The following is a 15,495-nucleotide window of genomic DNA, read 5'->3' as shown; positions in this document are numbered from 1 at the left end:
GAGGTGGCACGCCATCAGGCGCTTTCGATCCACCGCTTCAGCGCTTCGAGGTTGATGCGCATTCCACGCGCGAACGATCGCTCGGCCAGCGGGCCGAACAGAGCGAGCAGGCCAGGCAGGCCCTCGCCCGAGATTTCGCCTTTGAGGGTGAGCTCCGTACCGCCGCCGACTGGCTGCAGGTCATAGCGATAGGTGAAGGGCGTTGGCCCCTCCCTGGTCGTGAAGCAGATGCAGCTATCGGGGCGGAATTCGCTGAGCTCGACATCGTTGACGAGTTCCAGCCCGACAATCCGGCGGTGAAAGGTCAGATGTGTGCCGCGTTCAACGGGCCTGCCGGTCGGGTTGTCCACATGCCGGAGGGCTTCGTACCAACGCGGAGCACTTTCGATGTCGGCGAGATGGGCAAAGACGACCTCCGGCGGTCGGTCTATCTGGAGTCTGATTTCAAACATGGGACCAATGCTCCTCAGGATGACGGTCCAGGAGGGCTGGGTTGCAACGAGTGTGGCCAAAGTTAGCAAATGCTAACTTAGTTATCAAGTGCTAACATCGCTCGGTCCCCGGCAAGATGATCCGCAAAGGTTGGCCATGGCTGAGTTGAAGGCTCTATTCGCGGAGTTTGAAGACGCCCCCCGCGCAAAACGCGCGATCCTGGAGCAGGCGCTCAAGCTGTTCGCAACGCACGGTGTCGACTCCGTCAGCATTCGCGACATCGCCGCGGCCACGGGCTTCACCAACCCAGCGCTCTTTCGCCACTTCGCGAGCAAGGAGGAGTTGGCCACCGTATTGTTCGAAGTCTGCTACCGGCGCCTCAGTGGCACGTTGGCGACGCCGGCGGCCATGGCCGGACTGCAGTCGTGGCTCACCGTCGCGCTACAAGAGGTCGAAGAAGTACCGGAGGCGTTTCACTACGTTGTGGAGAACGTGCGCAAGGACTGGGCCAAGCTGCCGAAGGATCTGCAGACCCAAAATATTCCCGCGCTGGCGCGACGGATGATTGAAGGGGAAAAGGCTGCCGGGCGGATTCGGCCCGATGTCGATCCAGCGGTGGCGGCGATTATCGTGGTGGGCGCCATGATGCAGCATGCCCGGGTAGTCCATGTAAACGGGGCCCCCGTGCGCCCGGCCGCAACCGCCAAGGTGCTGGCCGAACACTTGCTACGCGGTATGGAAGTCTCGTCCCGGCGTGCCTGAGCGCAAGCGAAGCGGTTCGACGTGCTGCCCTGATCGCCGGCGCTGATCAAAGTCTTCTGAGCCATGGCCAGGCCACGGACTGCCAAGTAGGATTTGCGTGATGTCCGCTTCCGACCCGAAGCGGACACTTCACTTACGAGATTCCAACTTTATAACGGAGTGATCCATGCGCTTTTTGCTTGCCTGCTTGATGGTCTTTGCTGTTGGCTTCTTACCCTCTGCAGCGCAGGCAGCCGATCCACTTAACGCGGACAACGTGCGTGTGCTGCCAAAGTCCCAGGTTGAGGCGGCGCTCCCCAAGGCTCATCCAGCCATGTACTACGTCTATGCGGAGCGGCTATTCAGCGAAGGACATAAGGATGACGCAGTGCGCTGGTTTTACATCGGCCAACTGCGATATCGCTTCTACTTGCTGTCGAACCCCGGTCTTCCGGAGGATGGCGAGCCCGCCCTGATGGCTTCACTCAACGCAGGTCTTGGAAAAGCGCTCAACGAATGGGCAGGTGGTGACCCCATTGCCTTAGCAGCCCAGATCGATAAGGCGCTGGGCTGGGACAAAGACCACCCTAATGAATTTACTTCGAAAGAGCAGCACGCGAAGGAGTGGAATGAACTCCGCGTGGGTCTAGCCGGCTTGCGCGATTGGAACGTTGCAAATGCCGACAAGATTAGGGCGCAGCGCACACAACGCGGCTTGCCCAACCGATAACAAGTGCCGTCCTATGTCCGCTTCCGACCCGGAGCGGACGTCGTTGAGTAACGGGGGATTCGTGAAATCCATACTCTTGTTCGCCACGCTGGCCGTGGCGCCGCTACCCGTGTTGTCCGCTAATCTGAAGTCCGTTAAGGACGCTCGTCTCGCGACAGTCCTGGGGCTCTCAGAGGAAATAACTCCGAAGTCCCGGGCTTCCGAACTCCCCCTATTTGTACGCGTCTACGTAGCGCCGGACTTCATCGGCGAATGCGATGGCAGGGTGGATTCCTGCCCCGACGTTCGGCTCTTCATCACGGTGTCATCGGGTGACCTTGGCGAAACGCCTGTGCTTTACGAGCTACCTGCTGCGAAGGGCTGGAAGTTCGTTGGCTGGGACAAGCCGGCCCCTTCTCGCGGCCAATCGAAAGTCGGCTTCATCGTCCAAAGTACGTTGCCAGATTCCAACATCGAGGCTTCAGTGCGTGGGGCTTGGCATCCCAAGTCTTGCCGCGTCGTGGTCAGTCAGACAGCAGCGTCCTATAACTGCCAGTAGGATGGGCAGGGTAAGGTCCGCTTCCGACCCAAAGCGGACACCAAAAAGAGGCCAGAGAATGTCGCATGTAACAAAGCTCGTTCTCTTTGCATCCCTGTTGGTGGGGTTCGGGACACTGGGTCTTTCGTGGGCTTTGCTTGGCGCGACGTCCATAGAATTCAAAGTTGGACTGACGCTGATACTTCTTGCTCTGCAAGTGTTTCTGTCGAGCCTTTATTCACGGAAAGTCGATGTGCTTGCGCGAGGCGGTGTCCTGAAATACGCGGAACACCCTTGGGGCTACCGGTTCTATTTCTCAATAATTTACGTACTCGCGTATGGCTTTTGGTGGGTCCAAATACACCAGCACTAGCTGGGATTGGACCTGATCGTAAGGTCCGCTTTCGACCCACAGCAGACATAACGGGTTAGGTTCTTAACAAGTACCTGTTCTGCCGCGGGAATTCGCCGCTTGTGCGGTCAGGAACAGGGCCGCATACTTTGTGCAATACCCCTCTTTTGGGGTCTACTTAGAGTTAGATGCAGGGCTAAGCATGGGCCGCAAACGGGGAATACCTGGCCTTTCATTTTCGTGGAAGCGGGCAATTGGCCTTTCCAGTGCCAAGGGAAAGCTTTCTCGTAGCCTGGGCATTCCTCTCACGCGCTCGGGCCGCCAACGAAAAATTGGTAGGGCTGCCGGTTGCTGCGTACCTGCCGCCTTCATTCTGTTCGGCGCCGGCACCACCGTATTCGGTATCGCAAAGGCGGTTAGAGCGGTGTCGGTCTGGGTCGGCATTTAAACAGTCTTCCCAGTGGACGGCTCCGCGCCCGCCAAATTCCAGCAGTAGGCTGCAAGTGGCAAGTTCAAGAGGGGACATCGATGAAATCAACAACAGTTTCTTCGCCGAGTCTTTTCTATCGATTCGGAACATACCTGTGGCGCTGGCTCCTTTTTGGAGCGCTTGCCGGGCTTGTAATTCCTGTCGATGGCCCAGGGCCAAATGGCGCAATGCCCGATGGCTACTTCTTGCACGTCAAGTTGCAACAATTGACGTTTGGCCTGTTCTTCGGCCTAGTCTGTGCCGTCGTTTTCACACTTCTGCAAAACACCTTAAATAAGCAGCGTCGCCGAGGCATCAGCTGGGCCGTCCTCATAGGCACATGGCTAGTCGTAAAGTTAGTATTTTACGGCGTACAACTGGCGGTCGTCGCCTAATCAGTCATCCAAGCGGACGGCTACGCCACCGCTTAATTCCAGCGTTCAACGGCACAGTTTCGACCGCATGCAACTTTAGCGTCCGCTCCCCACCCAGAGCAGCCATTTCGCAACCGGTGTGAAGCGTCCCGCTAAATCAGAGATTTGCAGTCGCGATAGCGCCAATCATGGAGGTAGCTAATGAGCGACGCGCCAAAGTTCTTCTTGCCGGCATCAACGGAAGAGACGCTGGAAAGTGATTTCGCTAGTGTTGCACGCTTTGCGCAATGCGCAGTTCCTGATGTAGCGGACCGTGTCTACTCAATCGTCTTTAAGCACAACGGCGAGGTGTGGACCGCTACAGTCGGCGAGTCGATGACGGGATCTCGAATCCAAACGGTTCGTTCGGGTGGCATTACGACTGAGCGGAAAACCACGTTATCCGATCCAGCAATTGTTCTGGCTATATTCCCCGGGCGACCGTATCTGGTTGTGACGAATCACGGTATCGCAGGAAATATCGGCTCAAAGTGGAGCAATCCATTCCTCGTCGGCGAGCCGGCATCAATCGAGCATTTCTCTCGTTGAGCCATTGCCACTAAGTTATCGCGCGCAGCTGTCCAAGTGACCACGAAGGGAGGAGGCCATGTCCGAACCGAGAACGCTGCTGGAAGTGCGCGAATGGATACATGCCCAATATGCACTCGCGACCACGGACGAAATGCGCTCAAAGCTGCTCGACCTGCACCGTGATCTCAATGATCGTCTGGAAAGCCAGCTGAGCAATCCAGAGGAGTTGGGACAGCTGCGCGAGGCACGAGCACGGGATTATCACTTCCTCTTGATTAGCGAAGTGGTGGACCAGGAAGGCAACGTAGCGCCGGACTTGCTGGCGCGCGTGACTGAGCGGGAAGTGCTGGCCGGACGTATGTCCGAAGACGATGACATGCGGACTCTAGGCAAGATTGGCGGCAGATTTCTATCGTCTGGCCAGAATCCGGACCCACCTAAACCGGGAATTCTACAGCGCTTGTTCGGCAAAAAGCCGTGACTACCCCGAAATCCGCCCACAAGGCAAAACGTCTGCTACCGACCCGAAGCAGACAGTTGTGCCGAGCCTATCCGAACCAAAAGGGGAAAAGATGCGTAATGCGCTTAAGCTTGCCGTAGTCATGGCAATATTCTTCAGTTTCACCTTTGCCATTGCGGCCGAAGAGGTAAAGATCAGTAAAGATCTTGAAGCTGTCATGAAAGACATAGCCATCCATTCCAAGGTCGTCGCCGTGGATGGAACCGGGCTCAATGTGGAGAGCTTTCACGGAGACGACGACCCAGCGACACTTCAAATCGTCATGCTGGCCAAGCCTTCAGATGGCGTGGCTCAAGTCTCCGGTGATGGTGAAGTCATCTTCGTGCAAAAGGATACGTCGAACGAAGAGATGCAACGCTTGTTTGCAAAGGCGTTCTATCTCAAAGCGAAATCGCGCGAAGCCGCTCAGCGGGGAGCCTCCACTACCGAATCATCTGCGCAGAAGTAGCACCACGTCTCGACATCAAGCGATCAGCTCTTGCCTGGGTGATGTTGTCGTGAAAGAGACTGTGAAGGCATTCAAGGAGCGTCGCTCAGGCTAAGTTCTTTACTTCGATCGGGTCTAACCGCAATGTCCGCTTCCGACCCGAAGCGGACATCGATGGGTGTGGTTCGCAAGCGTCCAAGGGGAAAGGTCAATGGGTGAGAAAGTAGCGCGGAGGCAATGCTTCACCCTGCAAATTGGACGTCGCGTTCTGCCACTACTCGCGCTTGCCCTTGTCGCCTGCCAGGGTCATGAGGAGAAAGTAGAGGTGCGACGCGCTGATGCTCAGCGCGCGGCTGCGGCCGCTATGTCTCACTTTGAAGACCGAACGTCGCCATTCGGCTATCAGACCCAGATTGAGGGCCTCGGTGAAATGGGGCCGGTGGTCAAAGTGATTGATGTGGTTCCGTCATATCGATTGGGCGCCTTTGGTGGACAATTGATGGGCGACGATCGCGGTGAATTTGGTGGCGAGTTGATGTTTCGCGATCAGGAAGGGGCCACCCATCTCCTCATGAAGAGAAATGTGCATGGCATCTTTCGGATGCCATTTGGTGTGGTTGTGTTCACCGGGCTGGCGCATATGCGCAGTAACGTCGGTGGAACCTACCTCGTAACCGCTTCGTCTGGATCCGTTCCATCGATCACATCGTTTCGGGCGCTCCCGGGGGCACCAGACGAGGTGGTGCGTACATTGTCTGGTGAGTTGGTGTTCAAGGTGTTCAATGGTCGCTTCGAGAAGATTGCAGGCGGATACACCGTTTCGGCCAAAGACTGCTATCTGATGAAGAAGAGCGGTGAGATCAAGAAGCTGTCATGCAATTCAATCGTCGCCGTCGATTGATGCGCCTGGACCGCCGCGACGAACGGATATTCGCCGCCCGCAATGGGCCACACCAGCTTGCTCACATTTGAAGAGATTGCGATGCTGGGAGTGTCCGCTTCCGACCCGAAGCAGACATAATCCGCACCTGGCACGACCTCAGCGCATTCGGAGCAAAACGACATGTGGCGATCACTACTTTGTCTCGCTATCGCCTCGTTGATGGTCACGATCAATGTAGGCGCACTTCGAGCTGGAGATGAGCGATCTACGAAGCTTCATAGTTTGGCGAGTATCTCCGGTGGCCTGGGAATCCTCTTCATTCTCTGTGTTCCGATTTCGCTTATCTACGCAATCAGCAACTACCTTTTTGGGCCGGCGCAAGACACCAGCCTTTTCTTTAAAGGGGCGCTAATCGGGGCCGGCGCAAGCACGTTAACCTCGCTGGTACTGTACGTCGGCATCTGGCGTCGAGGCGTCAGGCAAGAAGGCTGAGGCGCACTGGAAACGTCCGCTTCCGACCCAGAGCGGACCTTAAAGGCGTAGGGTCTAAGAGGGCTGGGAATGGGCTGGTTGTCTATGGAATGGGCGAGTCAGGAGAGACTCTGTACGCGCATTTAAAGGAGGGGACTCAAGTCATGAACCATCGATGGCATTTTGCCAGCCTTGCCAAAATGACCTTCGTCGGGGTACTGGCGACTTGCGTGTGGACTTTGAAATCGGCGCCTGTCGAAAAGGGCGGCGTTCTCGTCACCCTGGAGCGGACAGGATGTCTGGGTCCGTGCCCTGAGTACAAGGTGACGATCCAGGGTGACGGCCGCGTGCAGTTCACGGCGGACACGACGCCAGAGAACGGTTATCGGAAACTGTCTCGCTGGAATGGGGTTCTCGTACCGGGTATGCACGAGGCCAAGGTCCCACCCGAAGCAGTCGCGTCGCTGGTCAGGCGGTTTGATGCGGCTAACTTCTGGCGTCTGAAGCACTCGTACCGACAGATGTCCGTCGACGATCCAACTTATGTTGTCAGCTTGCGAGTGGGGGCACGAACGAAGACGGTCGTGGACCATTCGGGTGTTGAAGTCGGAATGCCTCAGGCGGTTCGTAATCTCGAGGATGCCATTGATCAGGTCGCTGGCACGGATCGCTGGATCATGGGCAATGCCGACCTCATCTCCTGGCTTGAGGAGTCGGGATTCAACTTCCGGTCTGCCGAGGCTGCAGAAATAGCGGCGGCTGGGGAGGGGCGGCAGGCACCCGAATCCATGGTTCTCGCCTTGATCGACCGCGGTGCGCCGCTGGACTCCCCGGTAGGCATCCCATATCCCGGACCACCGCAAACAGAGATGGCTGGCGTTGCACTCATCCGTTATTCGATGAGGCGAGTCCATCTCAACGTATTCAAACGCGTGGTTAAAGATGGATGGCTGGATCGGGCAGGAAAGGCCAACGTCGCGGAGTTGTTTGCAGCGTCTGCCGCCGGGTGTTTTCCGACGATGGTGGACGCCGTGGCCGACGCCGGCATCGATATCGACGTCGGTATGCCCACCAGTAGCGGTCCCACTCCTGAGGCTAAGGACCGCACGGCACTCGCTAACTTGACGCAGGCCTGCAATGGCGACGGAGCTTTGCCTGTACAGACAGCCGAACGGTTGCTTGCCCACGGAGCCGATCCCAACCATCGTGACAGTTTGGGACGAACGACACTGTACGGCGTGGAAGACCTGGAGCTCCTGAACGTCCTGCTAGAACATGGTGCTGACGCCAGGGCAAAATCCTTCAAAGGTGAGAGCCTGGTATTTGGCAGCTGGGGTGAAGACATTATTCTGCGGCTGCTGGACGCGGGAGCAAGCCCAGCTGGAACGGACACCTGGGGCAGCACCCTGTCGGAGCTAGCAGAGGCGATCTAGCTTATTGGCAGTGCGGGATCGTTAGTCGGACAGTCCTTGGCGCGTAGTAGGTTGATATTCCACGCAAAACGATTTCTTCAATGTGTTGCGTTGACCGGCTGAAGTCGCAACCCAAAGCGGACAGTTACGGTATCGTCCAATTGCGTGCACTTTGAGCGCTGCCGGATTCACGCCTCAGGGGGGGGTAATCGGCCATGGCATTCGCAGATTCGTCCAAGCGACGGTTGTTTTATGGGTCAGCTATCGCTCTGTTTTTGATTGCGGTGGCGGCTCTGCTGTTGGGCCAGCACAACTTCGTCATTCGCTCTGCAGGCTTGCTCGCCATACTTGGCAGTCTGAAATTGTTCCGGGCGGCGAAGTCTGTCGGGCAATTCCCTTCTGTTTCAGCAACCAGTGCACTACCACCACCGAGTCGCGCAATGTGGATGGTTGGGGCGATCCTGGCCGTAATGCAGGTCATCACAACCTATCTTCTCTACGTTGACGCGGCCGACGGAGGTAAAGAGGTCTGGCCAGTCTATGCTTTCGCGGCCACCGCTATGGTTTGCGCGGCTTTCTTTGCCGCCTTGTTTACACGGTGGCAACAGTAGAGTCCGCTTCCTACCCATAGCGGATCTAACAGGGGGAGAGAATGGACTGCTGTTCGGTCGAATTCGTGCCAGTCGACACCGCCGTTCTGGCCAGGACAACGGTATTGTTCGAACAAATTCGAGCCTCGAAACAAGGAGGGGCGACCTTGGACGACTCGGTGTTCTCCGCACAGCTAACTGATGCAGAAAGGTCGTTCTTTTGGAGTCCGTCGGAAGAGGAGCGAGCGGAATGGTCGGCGATGTGGTTCGGAACACCACCGGGTCAACGCCACTTGCTTCCAGGGCCGCAGTGGGATCTCGGATCTATGCTGGATTCCCTTGCCGATGGCGAGTACGACTTGATGACCATCGAGGATCGCGGACGCAGCCATCACTTACTATTCAATCCGCAAAGTTACCCGTTCGGCGGCACCGGTTGCATGGTGGCCTTTTTGGAGTGTTTCGGACACAAAGTCATCACCGTCAATGATGGGACAGGACGGGTTCCCTACGTGCCAAGGGTGCTTTGGAAGCCGAAGGGGCGATGAGATTCTTACGTCTGCTTTCGACCCGAAGCGGACCTTAGTTACTGTCAAGGGAGGGCGGATGCACGTTGGATATAGCCTGGCGCCTTTGGCGCCATTCATTGGCGGGGCGATTGCTGTGCGTTTGTATAGCCAACGTCTGGCTCGCGAGTCGAAGGAAGAGAAGAGTGCCGCACCTTCGCCTGAAGGGGTCAGGGTATATCGCTATCCGCAGGGGATGCTTTGGCTGATCCTCCTTTTCGCCTTTTTACTCCCAGCCATGTTTCTCCTAACTCCCTCCATGCGTACCGGCACTGGTGCTCTGGCTTACATCGGTCCGAGTGCTTTTTGCGCGGTGTTTCTCGGAGCTTGGACATACTTGAAGCTCTACAGGATCGAGCTAGAACGAAGTGAGATTCGATATGGCGCTGTCTGGCTTAGCCGTATCGATCTCACGACGGTAACCGGCATCAGTTACTACCGCCTCAACAATGGGATCAATCTGAAGTTTTTCTCGGGTAAGCGACGCGTTGGAATTTTCGAAGGTGGTATAGAAAATTTCGACGACTTTGCAAAATCAGTCCGCCTGAGAATTCCAGGCAATGCCACCGCCGAGGCCCTTTGGGATGCCTCTTTCTAATGTCCGCTTCCGACCCGAAGCGGACCTTACAAGCAAGCCAAAATGCACACCGGAGTTCGCCTCGCTTCGGCTGCAGTAGATGTTGCAGCATCTCCAGCATTTCCTGGCGGCTAATCACGCCGGGAATAGCAACAGGTATCAGTTTCTACACTAGGTAGCCGCCACGCTGCGGTTGCGGCCGCCGGCCTTGGCAGCATACAGGCCTCGATCAGCCGCCTCGAACAACTGCTCAATGCCCTCGATTCCACCAGCGAACTCCACGTAGCCAGCACTGAATGTCACAATGACCGCTTCGCCGCCCAGCCACAGGGGGTGCGCCGCCAGGTGCTGCCGGACTCGCTCCAGCGCTTCTGCCACTTGCGCGGAATCGGATTCAGGGAACAAGACGGCGAACTCCTCACCGCCAACGCGCGCCGGGCTATCGATATCGCGCAACTGCGCTTTCAAGACCTGCGCCAGCGCTTGCAGCACGCGGTCGCCTTCCGCATGACCATAGCGGTCGTTGAGCTTCTTGAAATGGTCCAAATCAATTAGCGCCAGCACACTCGGGCGCAGACTGCGTTTGACTCGTTGATGCTCGCTGGCCAGCAAGGGAGTAAAGCCGCGACGGTTGAGCAGGCCCGTCAATGGATCGCGCAGAGCCTGACGATACCAGTGCTCCGCAGACGCCTGGGCCTCAAGCAACTGATGGTATTTCAAGGCCAGACTGAGGCTGACAAAGGTCGTGGCGAAGACAAAACTCAGCAGCCTGAAGTGCGCTTCCTCAGGGCTAAAGCCACCAAAGGGCCCAAGTTGTCCGGCGCTCAGCGCCACAATCGCCCCCACGATTAGCAACAATGCAAGGTAGACGCCGCCCGGCGGCACCCTGAAGACCAGGACCAACAGACCCGGCAGGATGAAATAGAACCAGCCGCTGACGCCAACGATGTCCAAGGCCAGAAGCACCCCGCAAAACAGCAGGGCTGCCAGGACCCAACCCCACTCGCGACCGTGCGGAACCTGAGCGGGCCAAGCTTGGTACAAGGGGTAGATCAGCAATATCCCCAGGCTGTCGGACAGAATCAAATTGCGCAGCAAACCCGCCATCTCGGCCAATCGGATATAGCTTCCCCACGCCAGGTTGAGGACAATCAGCGTGGCACTGATTGCGGTAGGCAAGAAGCACACATAAAAGATGAAGCGCGCCAGGTCACTCGCGCGCTGCAGGCCATGGGGTAGCTGCCAGTTAAAAAAGCGCGCCGCGAGAAAGGCGCTCAAAGTGTCGGCGGCAGCGGCAATCAATACGTGCCAGGACTGCCCGAGCGCGCCGACATGCCTCATGCCTGGGAAATTTGCCAGCAGGCTGGCAAGAAAAATCACCGGCAACGCCAAAGCGCCAACGCGGAGCACCAGCACTAAGCCGACCCCTGAGGCCAGCCAGAGCAGGGTGATATTGCTAGGTTGAAGGGAAAACAGCGTCATGCCAAAGCGTGCGCACAGGTAGTACGCCAGTCCGCCGAGGGCTAGCTGCGAAGACTGCTTGGCAGTAAGGATTTTGATCACTCCTCCCCCGCCTCTGAGGCAACCAACCATATGCCCAGGTTCGACAATGGCGGCGAGGGGCACGGCGCAGAAATGGTTGACTGACATTTGAGCCTTGCAGGCATATTAGTCGATCCGGCAATCCACCAGGAAATCTTTCATTGGGCAACCAGGAACGGTCTGATATAAGGTCCGCTTCCGACCCGTAGCGGACCTTCGCGAGACAACGGACAAAGAGGCAAGGGAAGAAAATGCCGTTCTACACATATGTAGTGTCTTACAAAGGCTCCAGCCACATCGCGCAGGGCAGCCACAGCAATTTCAAGGGTTTTATATCCACTTGGTGCAGCAACATCCCTCCTGGCGTGTTGCCCGAGTTGACGCCCAGCTTGCACAAGGAATTAGTTTCCAAGGCCTATCGTGGAGAGTTTGCGCCTATCCCGAACAGGACAAACGTCTGGCGGAAATCGATAGACGTTGGTGGCTGTGAGTGTCTAGTGGTTGCGGTGCAGACAGAGCGCTAGCTTTTTAAAGACGTGGCAAGGTCCGCTTCCGACCCGAAGCGGACCTTAGTTACTGTCAAGGGAGGGCAGATGCACGTTGGATATAGCCTGGCGCCTTTGGCGCCATTCATTGGCGGGGCGATTGCTGTGCGTTTGTATAGCCAACGTCTGGCTCGCGAGTCGATGGAAGAGAAGAGTGCCGCACCTTCGGCTGAAGGGGGCAGGGTATATCGCTATCCGCAGGGGATGCTTTGGCTGATCCTCCTTTTCGCCTTTTTACTCCCAGCCATGTTTCTCCTAACTCCCTCCATGCGTACCGGCACTGGTGCTCTTACTTACATCGGTCCGAGCGCTTTTTGCGCGGTGTTTCTCGGAGCTTGGACATACTTGAAGCTCTACAGGATCGAGCTAGAACGAAGTGAGATTCGATATGGCGCTGTCTGGCTTAGCCGCATCGATCTCATGACGGTAACCGGCATCAGTTACTACCGCCTCAACAATGGGATCAATTTGAAGTTTTTCTCGGGTAAGCGACGCGTTGGAATTTTCGAAGGTGGTATTGAAAATTTCGACGACTTTGCAAAATCAGTCCGCCTGAGAATTCCAGGCAATGCCACCGCTGAGGCCCTTTGGGATGCCTCTTTCTAAAGTCCGCTTCCGACCCATAGCGGACCTAACCGGTCCCTTTAGGCAGGTCAGAATCTCGTTCAGCTATTACGGTCATTCGAAGCCGAGTTTCAGCATGTGGCTCGCCCGGCAGCTATTGCCCGACTCCACACTGGATGCCGGACACCCTTCTTTTTGGCTGTTCGACAGCAAGGGTGGTGCCGGGCGATCGTCCGGAAGCTAGGTTCCCCGGTCAGAACAGCGGTCCAAGGTCGACTCGTAGGAGGCCCGGCGCAGCATTCGCCGCGGCTATCGAACTAACGACCCCGCCTGCGTCACACAGGAGCCACGTGATCGCGTGGCCGGTCGGTGTGTCGGCCAAATGCTAGGTAGAGCCGGCCCTTGAGCCGTGCTACACAAACCTGGAACCCGCGGAGTGCTCCGATATGCCTATTAAGTCGCTGGGCGAGTTGGTCGTCGAGGTTGTGGATCGGTTGGGCGTCGGGGGCGTCGGCGTTGTGGTTCTGGCGCTGCTGGGTTTTTTGAACTCCAGGTCGCTCGCGCGCCAGCACGCCGCCTTGTCGGCTGCTCTTGAAGCAACGAAAGCCCAGATTCAAACGCGGCTTGAGCAAACGAAAGGCCAGATCCAGACGGGACTTGAGCAAGTGCGTCTCGACGCGGCGAGGCTGACCTTTGCGCACGGCAAGCAGTTCGAAAAGGAATTCGGGCTCTACACCGAACTGTGGTCGCATCTATGGAACCTAACGAATGAGGCCAAAAAGTTGGGCGACGATGATGATCGGAATCTGACAGCCATCACGACGAAAAGGGATGAGATCAAACTCAATCAGGATCGTGTGCTTGAACTGCTTGAGCCAGTCGCTGACCTGACCTTGCGAAACGCCCCGTTCTTTCATTGCGAGGTGTATGAGGCACTGACCAAAATGCTCGCCATGTGCAGCGGTGCATTGGTAAACGATAAGTATCCGGCCCTCAAATGGTTGGATAAGGTCCCACCCACTGGCGAGGCCATCGAGAGGCACTGTGAGGAGATTTGCCGGCTGATACGCAGCCGAATTGGCCTGTCGGATCGCATTAGTAGCGTCATCTGAGGACGCTCGCGACGCCGGAAGCGGACGAAACGGATACCTAGAAGGTGCGGGCTATCCCACGCCGCAACCACCCCGCAGTGGCTTCATGTTGACCTGTGATAATTCGAAAGGTCTGCTTCCGACCCAAGGCGGACATGGCGGATAGACGGGGAAGTGCTGATAATGTTCGTGGCAACGCCGTAGAGGCGAGCTCTTTAAGGGGGATTGATGCGCGAGGCCATCGAGGACGCAGTCGGCGCGACCGCCAGATTCATCTTCAAGGTGATCATCTGGGACTTCGTGCTCTTCCATGTGGGCCGCGTTGTGATGCTTGCGGTCACTCTAGGCCGCTATCCGACCCGCAAGGATTGCGCACAATCCCACGGTCGAATCCAATGGGTAGGAATTGCAACGCTTGTTGTCGTATGGGTTGCGATTGCCGCCTTCAACAACCTGCGTCACTAGGCGCCTTCGTTAGGTCCGCTTCCGACCCGAAGGGGGCATAGCCAAAACGGGTTTCAAAAAGGGGGGGGTACCGTTGAAAGCGAGCGCCATCGCGAACTTGGCCTTGATGCTTGTCCTGCTGGGCTGGCTGTTGATGGTCTACGGGTACTTTGCGTCTATACAAGATTTCGCCAGTTCGACACCCGGCGACTTGCAAACGGCCTACTACGCCAGAGCAACCTTGATAGCGGGTGTCGGGCTGGCCGTCTCGACGTTTTCAGTGTGGCTCTCGGGAATGGCATTTCACGCCGCCAAGCGACGCGCAGTCGGCGTTGTGCTCTTGTTCTTCATTCCATTGGTGGTGATCGTCCTGATGTTCGCGACGAACGCCATTTGATTTGCAGAGAAAGTTGTAAGGTCCGCTTCCGACCCAGAGCGAACACCGAGCAACGCGGCAGTCATTAAGTATGGAATCTTAGGTAATGGATCAAGCCACCCGAACCTCTTGGAAGACGTTGCCGCCGCCCGATAAGCGTGAGCCCCTGGTGGTATCTGAAATTTTCTCGGACATCACAGGTGATCGAATGAGGGAGGGCCATATCCCGGTCGACATGGACGACAGGTGGTTTATCTATTTCGAGGGCAGCTGGCTGCACTTCCATCGAAGTTGGACAGGTGCGCACATCTTTGCCCTGAGACTGGACGACTGCGCTGCCGGTGTCCGGGTCGTTGATGGTTGGGCGAGCCGGGATCCACAACAATATCGATCCCCCGGCGCGGAACAGGACCGGCAGATGGTTGTGGGGCTAATTCACAGCTATTTCGGACAGTAGCCGTAAGATCCGCTTCCGACCCGAAGCGGACCTAAGCCAAGAGCAATGAAAGGGGGAGTTTGTGTCGATACAGATCTCCTCCTTGGTTGGCCATAGCGCCCCGACTTCATCGCGACCGTGAACTGATTGCCGCGATGACTACGTGCGGAAGCGGTAGTGGCTTCTGATCCCATCCTCGCTCAGTTCCGCTTCGTACTTGGCTTTTAGGGCAAGCACTTCACTGCTCGCTTCGTGGCGCTGGACCAGCAGCGATTCGATCGCCTCGGGCGATCTGTGACGGTACGGCACTTCGGCTGTCGGCAGGGCGCCCTCGATGGCGCCCAGCCTGGCGAGGTCAGCGTCGACGGACGCCTGCCACCGCTCCATGGCTTCCGCGTAGCTGAGCTTGCCGGCCGCCACGCGCTCGAGTAACGCAGTGGCGCGGCGGATAAGATCTCTCAGGTCGCTCACTAGGTTGCGGAGGTCGGTATCAGCCTTTCGAAGCTCCAGGCGCAGATCCAACTTTTTGAGCTGGGCGGTGCGCCGGTAGGCCAAACACCCGGTAACGGTGCCGACCAAACCTCCCACCAAACCCGCATAACTGACCCAGTCGGTGATGGTCATCTCGTCCACCTCCCATGTCGGAGTGTGGTTGCCATGGTGTAGCAAGCGCACGGCGTTGTCAGCTGGTCGCAAGTGTAGGGTGTTCCGCTGGCGTTCTAACCACTTGTTTGGGGTCGGACGGGCATTGCGCCGCCCGGTTTGGCCTGCAACTGTAAGGTCCGCTTCCGACCCATAGCAATGAGATGGACTCCTCTCCGTCTTCGGCATCAAGTGCCAGACTGGAAGCGATAGAACCAGTCGCG

The 15,495-nt window shown here is 57.2% G+C and carries 19 protein-coding genes; 16 read left to right on the top strand and 3 right to left on the bottom strand.

The genetic code is table 11. The annotated features are described in order from the left end of the window. Window positions 1–14: 14 nt before the first annotated feature. A complete protein-coding gene (locus AC0GUR_RS17930; RefSeq protein ID WP_472878868.1) occupies window positions 15–452 on the bottom strand; it encodes an SRPBCC family protein in 438 nt (145 codons plus the stop codon). Window positions 453–588: 136 nt separating this feature from the next. Between AC0GUR_RS17930 and AC0GUR_RS17925 the strand changes: the two genes are divergently transcribed. The 11 genes from AC0GUR_RS17925 to AC0GUR_RS17875 all read left to right on the top strand — a co-directional run bounded on the left by AC0GUR_RS17925 (window position 589) and on the right by AC0GUR_RS17875 (window position 9,652). Then, window positions 589–1,194, top strand: a complete 606-nt coding sequence (locus AC0GUR_RS17925) for a TetR/AcrR family transcriptional regulator (protein ID WP_472878867.1) — start codon at window positions 589–591, stop codon at window positions 1,192–1,194. 166 nt (window positions 1,195–1,360) lie between these two features. After that, a complete protein-coding gene (locus tag AC0GUR_RS17920) occupies window positions 1,361–1,903 on the top strand; it encodes a hypothetical protein (protein ID WP_472878866.1) in 543 nt (180 codons plus the stop codon). Window positions 1,904–3,300: 1,397 nt separating this feature from the next. Next, on the top strand, window positions 3,301–3,636 hold the full coding sequence (locus AC0GUR_RS17915; protein ID WP_472878865.1) for a hypothetical protein: 336 nt from the start codon (window positions 3,301–3,303) through the stop codon (window positions 3,634–3,636). A gap of 180 nt (window positions 3,637–3,816) precedes the next feature. After that, on the top strand, window positions 3,817–4,203 hold the full coding sequence (locus AC0GUR_RS17910; RefSeq protein WP_472878864.1) for a hypothetical protein: 387 nt from the start codon (window positions 3,817–3,819) through the stop codon (window positions 4,201–4,203). A gap of 58 nt (window positions 4,204–4,261) precedes the next feature. Continuing rightward, window positions 4,262–4,666, top strand: a complete 405-nt coding sequence (locus AC0GUR_RS17905) for a hypothetical protein (protein ID WP_472878863.1) — start codon at window positions 4,262–4,264, stop codon at window positions 4,664–4,666. A 91-nt stretch (window positions 4,667–4,757) separates the two neighbouring features. After that, a complete protein-coding gene (locus AC0GUR_RS17900; protein WP_472878862.1) occupies window positions 4,758–5,153 on the top strand; it encodes a hypothetical protein in 396 nt (131 codons plus the stop codon). A 190-nt stretch (window positions 5,154–5,343) separates the two neighbouring features. Beyond that, window positions 5,344–6,033 carry a hypothetical protein gene (locus tag AC0GUR_RS17895; protein ID WP_472878861.1) on the top strand — a complete coding sequence of 230 codons (690 nt, stop codon included), beginning with the start codon at window positions 5,344–5,346 and terminating at the stop codon, window positions 6,031–6,033. A 617-nt stretch (window positions 6,034–6,650) separates the two neighbouring features. Beyond that, window positions 6,651–7,919 (top strand): DUF6438 domain-containing protein, encoded by a 1,269-nt coding sequence (locus tag AC0GUR_RS17890; RefSeq protein ID WP_472878860.1) that lies wholly within the window; start codon window positions 6,651–6,653, stop codon window positions 7,917–7,919. 194 nt (window positions 7,920–8,113) lie between these two features. After that, window positions 8,114–8,509, top strand: a complete 396-nt coding sequence (locus AC0GUR_RS17885) for a hypothetical protein (protein ID WP_472878859.1) — start codon at window positions 8,114–8,116, stop codon at window positions 8,507–8,509. 41 nt (window positions 8,510–8,550) lie between these two features. Continuing rightward, window positions 8,551–9,036, top strand: a complete 486-nt coding sequence (locus tag AC0GUR_RS17880; RefSeq protein WP_472878858.1) for a hypothetical protein — start codon at window positions 8,551–8,553, stop codon at window positions 9,034–9,036. A 58-nt stretch (window positions 9,037–9,094) separates the two neighbouring features. Continuing rightward, window positions 9,095–9,652, top strand: coding sequence for a hypothetical protein (locus AC0GUR_RS17875; RefSeq protein ID WP_472878857.1), 558 nt, complete (start codon window positions 9,095–9,097; stop codon window positions 9,650–9,652). A gap of 150 nt (window positions 9,653–9,802) precedes the next feature. On the opposite strand, the gene AC0GUR_RS17870 is transcribed toward AC0GUR_RS17875, so the two are convergent. Further along, window positions 9,803–11,194, bottom strand: coding sequence for a sensor domain-containing diguanylate cyclase (locus AC0GUR_RS17870; protein WP_472878856.1), 1,392 nt, complete (start codon window positions 11,192–11,194; stop codon window positions 9,803–9,805). A gap of 572 nt (window positions 11,195–11,766) precedes the next feature. Here AC0GUR_RS17870 and AC0GUR_RS17865 point away from each other — a divergent pair. The 5 genes from AC0GUR_RS17865 (at window position 11,767) to AC0GUR_RS17845 (ending at window position 14,650) form a co-directional block, all read left to right on the top strand. Then, window positions 11,767–12,324 (top strand): hypothetical protein, encoded by a 558-nt coding sequence (locus AC0GUR_RS17865; protein ID WP_472878855.1) that lies wholly within the window; start codon window positions 11,767–11,769, stop codon window positions 12,322–12,324. Window positions 12,325–12,728: 404 nt separating this feature from the next. Continuing rightward, window positions 12,729–13,394, top strand: a complete 666-nt coding sequence (locus AC0GUR_RS17860; protein ID WP_472878854.1) for a hypothetical protein — start codon at window positions 12,729–12,731, stop codon at window positions 13,392–13,394. Window positions 13,395–13,601: 207 nt separating this feature from the next. Beyond that, window positions 13,602–13,838 (top strand): hypothetical protein, encoded by a 237-nt coding sequence (locus AC0GUR_RS17855; protein WP_472878853.1) that lies wholly within the window; start codon window positions 13,602–13,604, stop codon window positions 13,836–13,838. A gap of 73 nt (window positions 13,839–13,911) precedes the next feature. Continuing rightward, complete coding sequence (locus AC0GUR_RS17850; RefSeq protein ID WP_472878852.1) at window positions 13,912–14,214, top strand: hypothetical protein; 303 nt, start codon at window positions 13,912–13,914, stop codon at window positions 14,212–14,214. A gap of 85 nt (window positions 14,215–14,299) precedes the next feature. Next, complete coding sequence (locus AC0GUR_RS17845) at window positions 14,300–14,650, top strand: hypothetical protein (protein WP_472878851.1); 351 nt, start codon at window positions 14,300–14,302, stop codon at window positions 14,648–14,650. Window positions 14,651–14,788: 138 nt separating this feature from the next. Here the strand turns inward: AC0GUR_RS17845 and AC0GUR_RS17840 are convergent, their stop codons facing one another. Further along, window positions 14,789–15,253: a hypothetical protein gene (locus AC0GUR_RS17840; RefSeq protein ID WP_472878850.1), complete on the bottom strand. Its 465-nt coding sequence runs from the start codon at window positions 15,251–15,253 to the stop codon at window positions 14,789–14,791. Window positions 15,254–15,495 lie beyond the last annotated feature (242 nt).

This window comes from Dyella sp. PARNA 12/25, assembly GCF_055702865.1.
The sequence above is the reverse complement of the archived record's forward strand: the minus strand, read 5'-3'. Positions and strand labels throughout refer to the sequence as shown.

What these genes read in the sequence shown, in the direction of transcription:
- AC0GUR_RS17930 (WP_472878868.1), bottom strand. Translation starts at nt 452, where the DNA reads ATGTTTGAAATCAGACTCCAGATAGACCGACCGCCGGAGGTCGTCTTT.
- AC0GUR_RS17925 (WP_472878867.1), top strand. Translation starts at nt 589, where the DNA reads ATGGCTGAGTTGAAGGCTCTATTCGCGGAGTTTGAAGACGCCCCCCGC.
- AC0GUR_RS17920 (WP_472878866.1), top strand. Translation starts at nt 1,361, where the DNA reads ATGCGCTTTTTGCTTGCCTGCTTGATGGTCTTTGCTGTTGGCTTCTTA.
- AC0GUR_RS17915 (WP_472878865.1), top strand. Translation starts at nt 3,301, where the DNA reads ATGAAATCAACAACAGTTTCTTCGCCGAGTCTTTTCTATCGATTCGGA.
- AC0GUR_RS17910 (WP_472878864.1), top strand. Translation starts at nt 3,817, where the DNA reads ATGAGCGACGCGCCAAAGTTCTTCTTGCCGGCATCAACGGAAGAGACG.
- AC0GUR_RS17905 (WP_472878863.1), top strand. Translation starts at nt 4,262, where the DNA reads ATGTCCGAACCGAGAACGCTGCTGGAAGTGCGCGAATGGATACATGCC.
- AC0GUR_RS17900 (WP_472878862.1), top strand. Translation starts at nt 4,758, where the DNA reads ATGCGTAATGCGCTTAAGCTTGCCGTAGTCATGGCAATATTCTTCAGT.
- AC0GUR_RS17895 (WP_472878861.1), top strand. Translation starts at nt 5,344, where the DNA reads ATGGGTGAGAAAGTAGCGCGGAGGCAATGCTTCACCCTGCAAATTGGA.
- AC0GUR_RS17890 (WP_472878860.1), top strand. Translation starts at nt 6,651, where the DNA reads ATGAACCATCGATGGCATTTTGCCAGCCTTGCCAAAATGACCTTCGTC.
- AC0GUR_RS17885 (WP_472878859.1), top strand. Translation starts at nt 8,114, where the DNA reads ATGGCATTCGCAGATTCGTCCAAGCGACGGTTGTTTTATGGGTCAGCT.
- AC0GUR_RS17880 (WP_472878858.1), top strand. Translation starts at nt 8,551, where the DNA reads ATGGACTGCTGTTCGGTCGAATTCGTGCCAGTCGACACCGCCGTTCTG.
- AC0GUR_RS17875 (WP_472878857.1), top strand. Translation starts at nt 9,095, where the DNA reads ATGCACGTTGGATATAGCCTGGCGCCTTTGGCGCCATTCATTGGCGGG.
- AC0GUR_RS17865 (WP_472878855.1), top strand. Translation starts at nt 11,767, where the DNA reads ATGCACGTTGGATATAGCCTGGCGCCTTTGGCGCCATTCATTGGCGGG.
- AC0GUR_RS17860 (WP_472878854.1), top strand. Translation starts at nt 12,729, where the DNA reads ATGCCTATTAAGTCGCTGGGCGAGTTGGTCGTCGAGGTTGTGGATCGG.
- AC0GUR_RS17855 (WP_472878853.1), top strand. Translation starts at nt 13,602, where the DNA reads ATGCGCGAGGCCATCGAGGACGCAGTCGGCGCGACCGCCAGATTCATC.
- AC0GUR_RS17845 (WP_472878851.1), top strand. Translation starts at nt 14,300, where the DNA reads ATGGATCAAGCCACCCGAACCTCTTGGAAGACGTTGCCGCCGCCCGAT.
- AC0GUR_RS17840 (WP_472878850.1), bottom strand. Translation starts at nt 15,253, where the DNA reads ATGACCATCACCGACTGGGTCAGTTATGCGGGTTTGGTGGGAGGTTTG.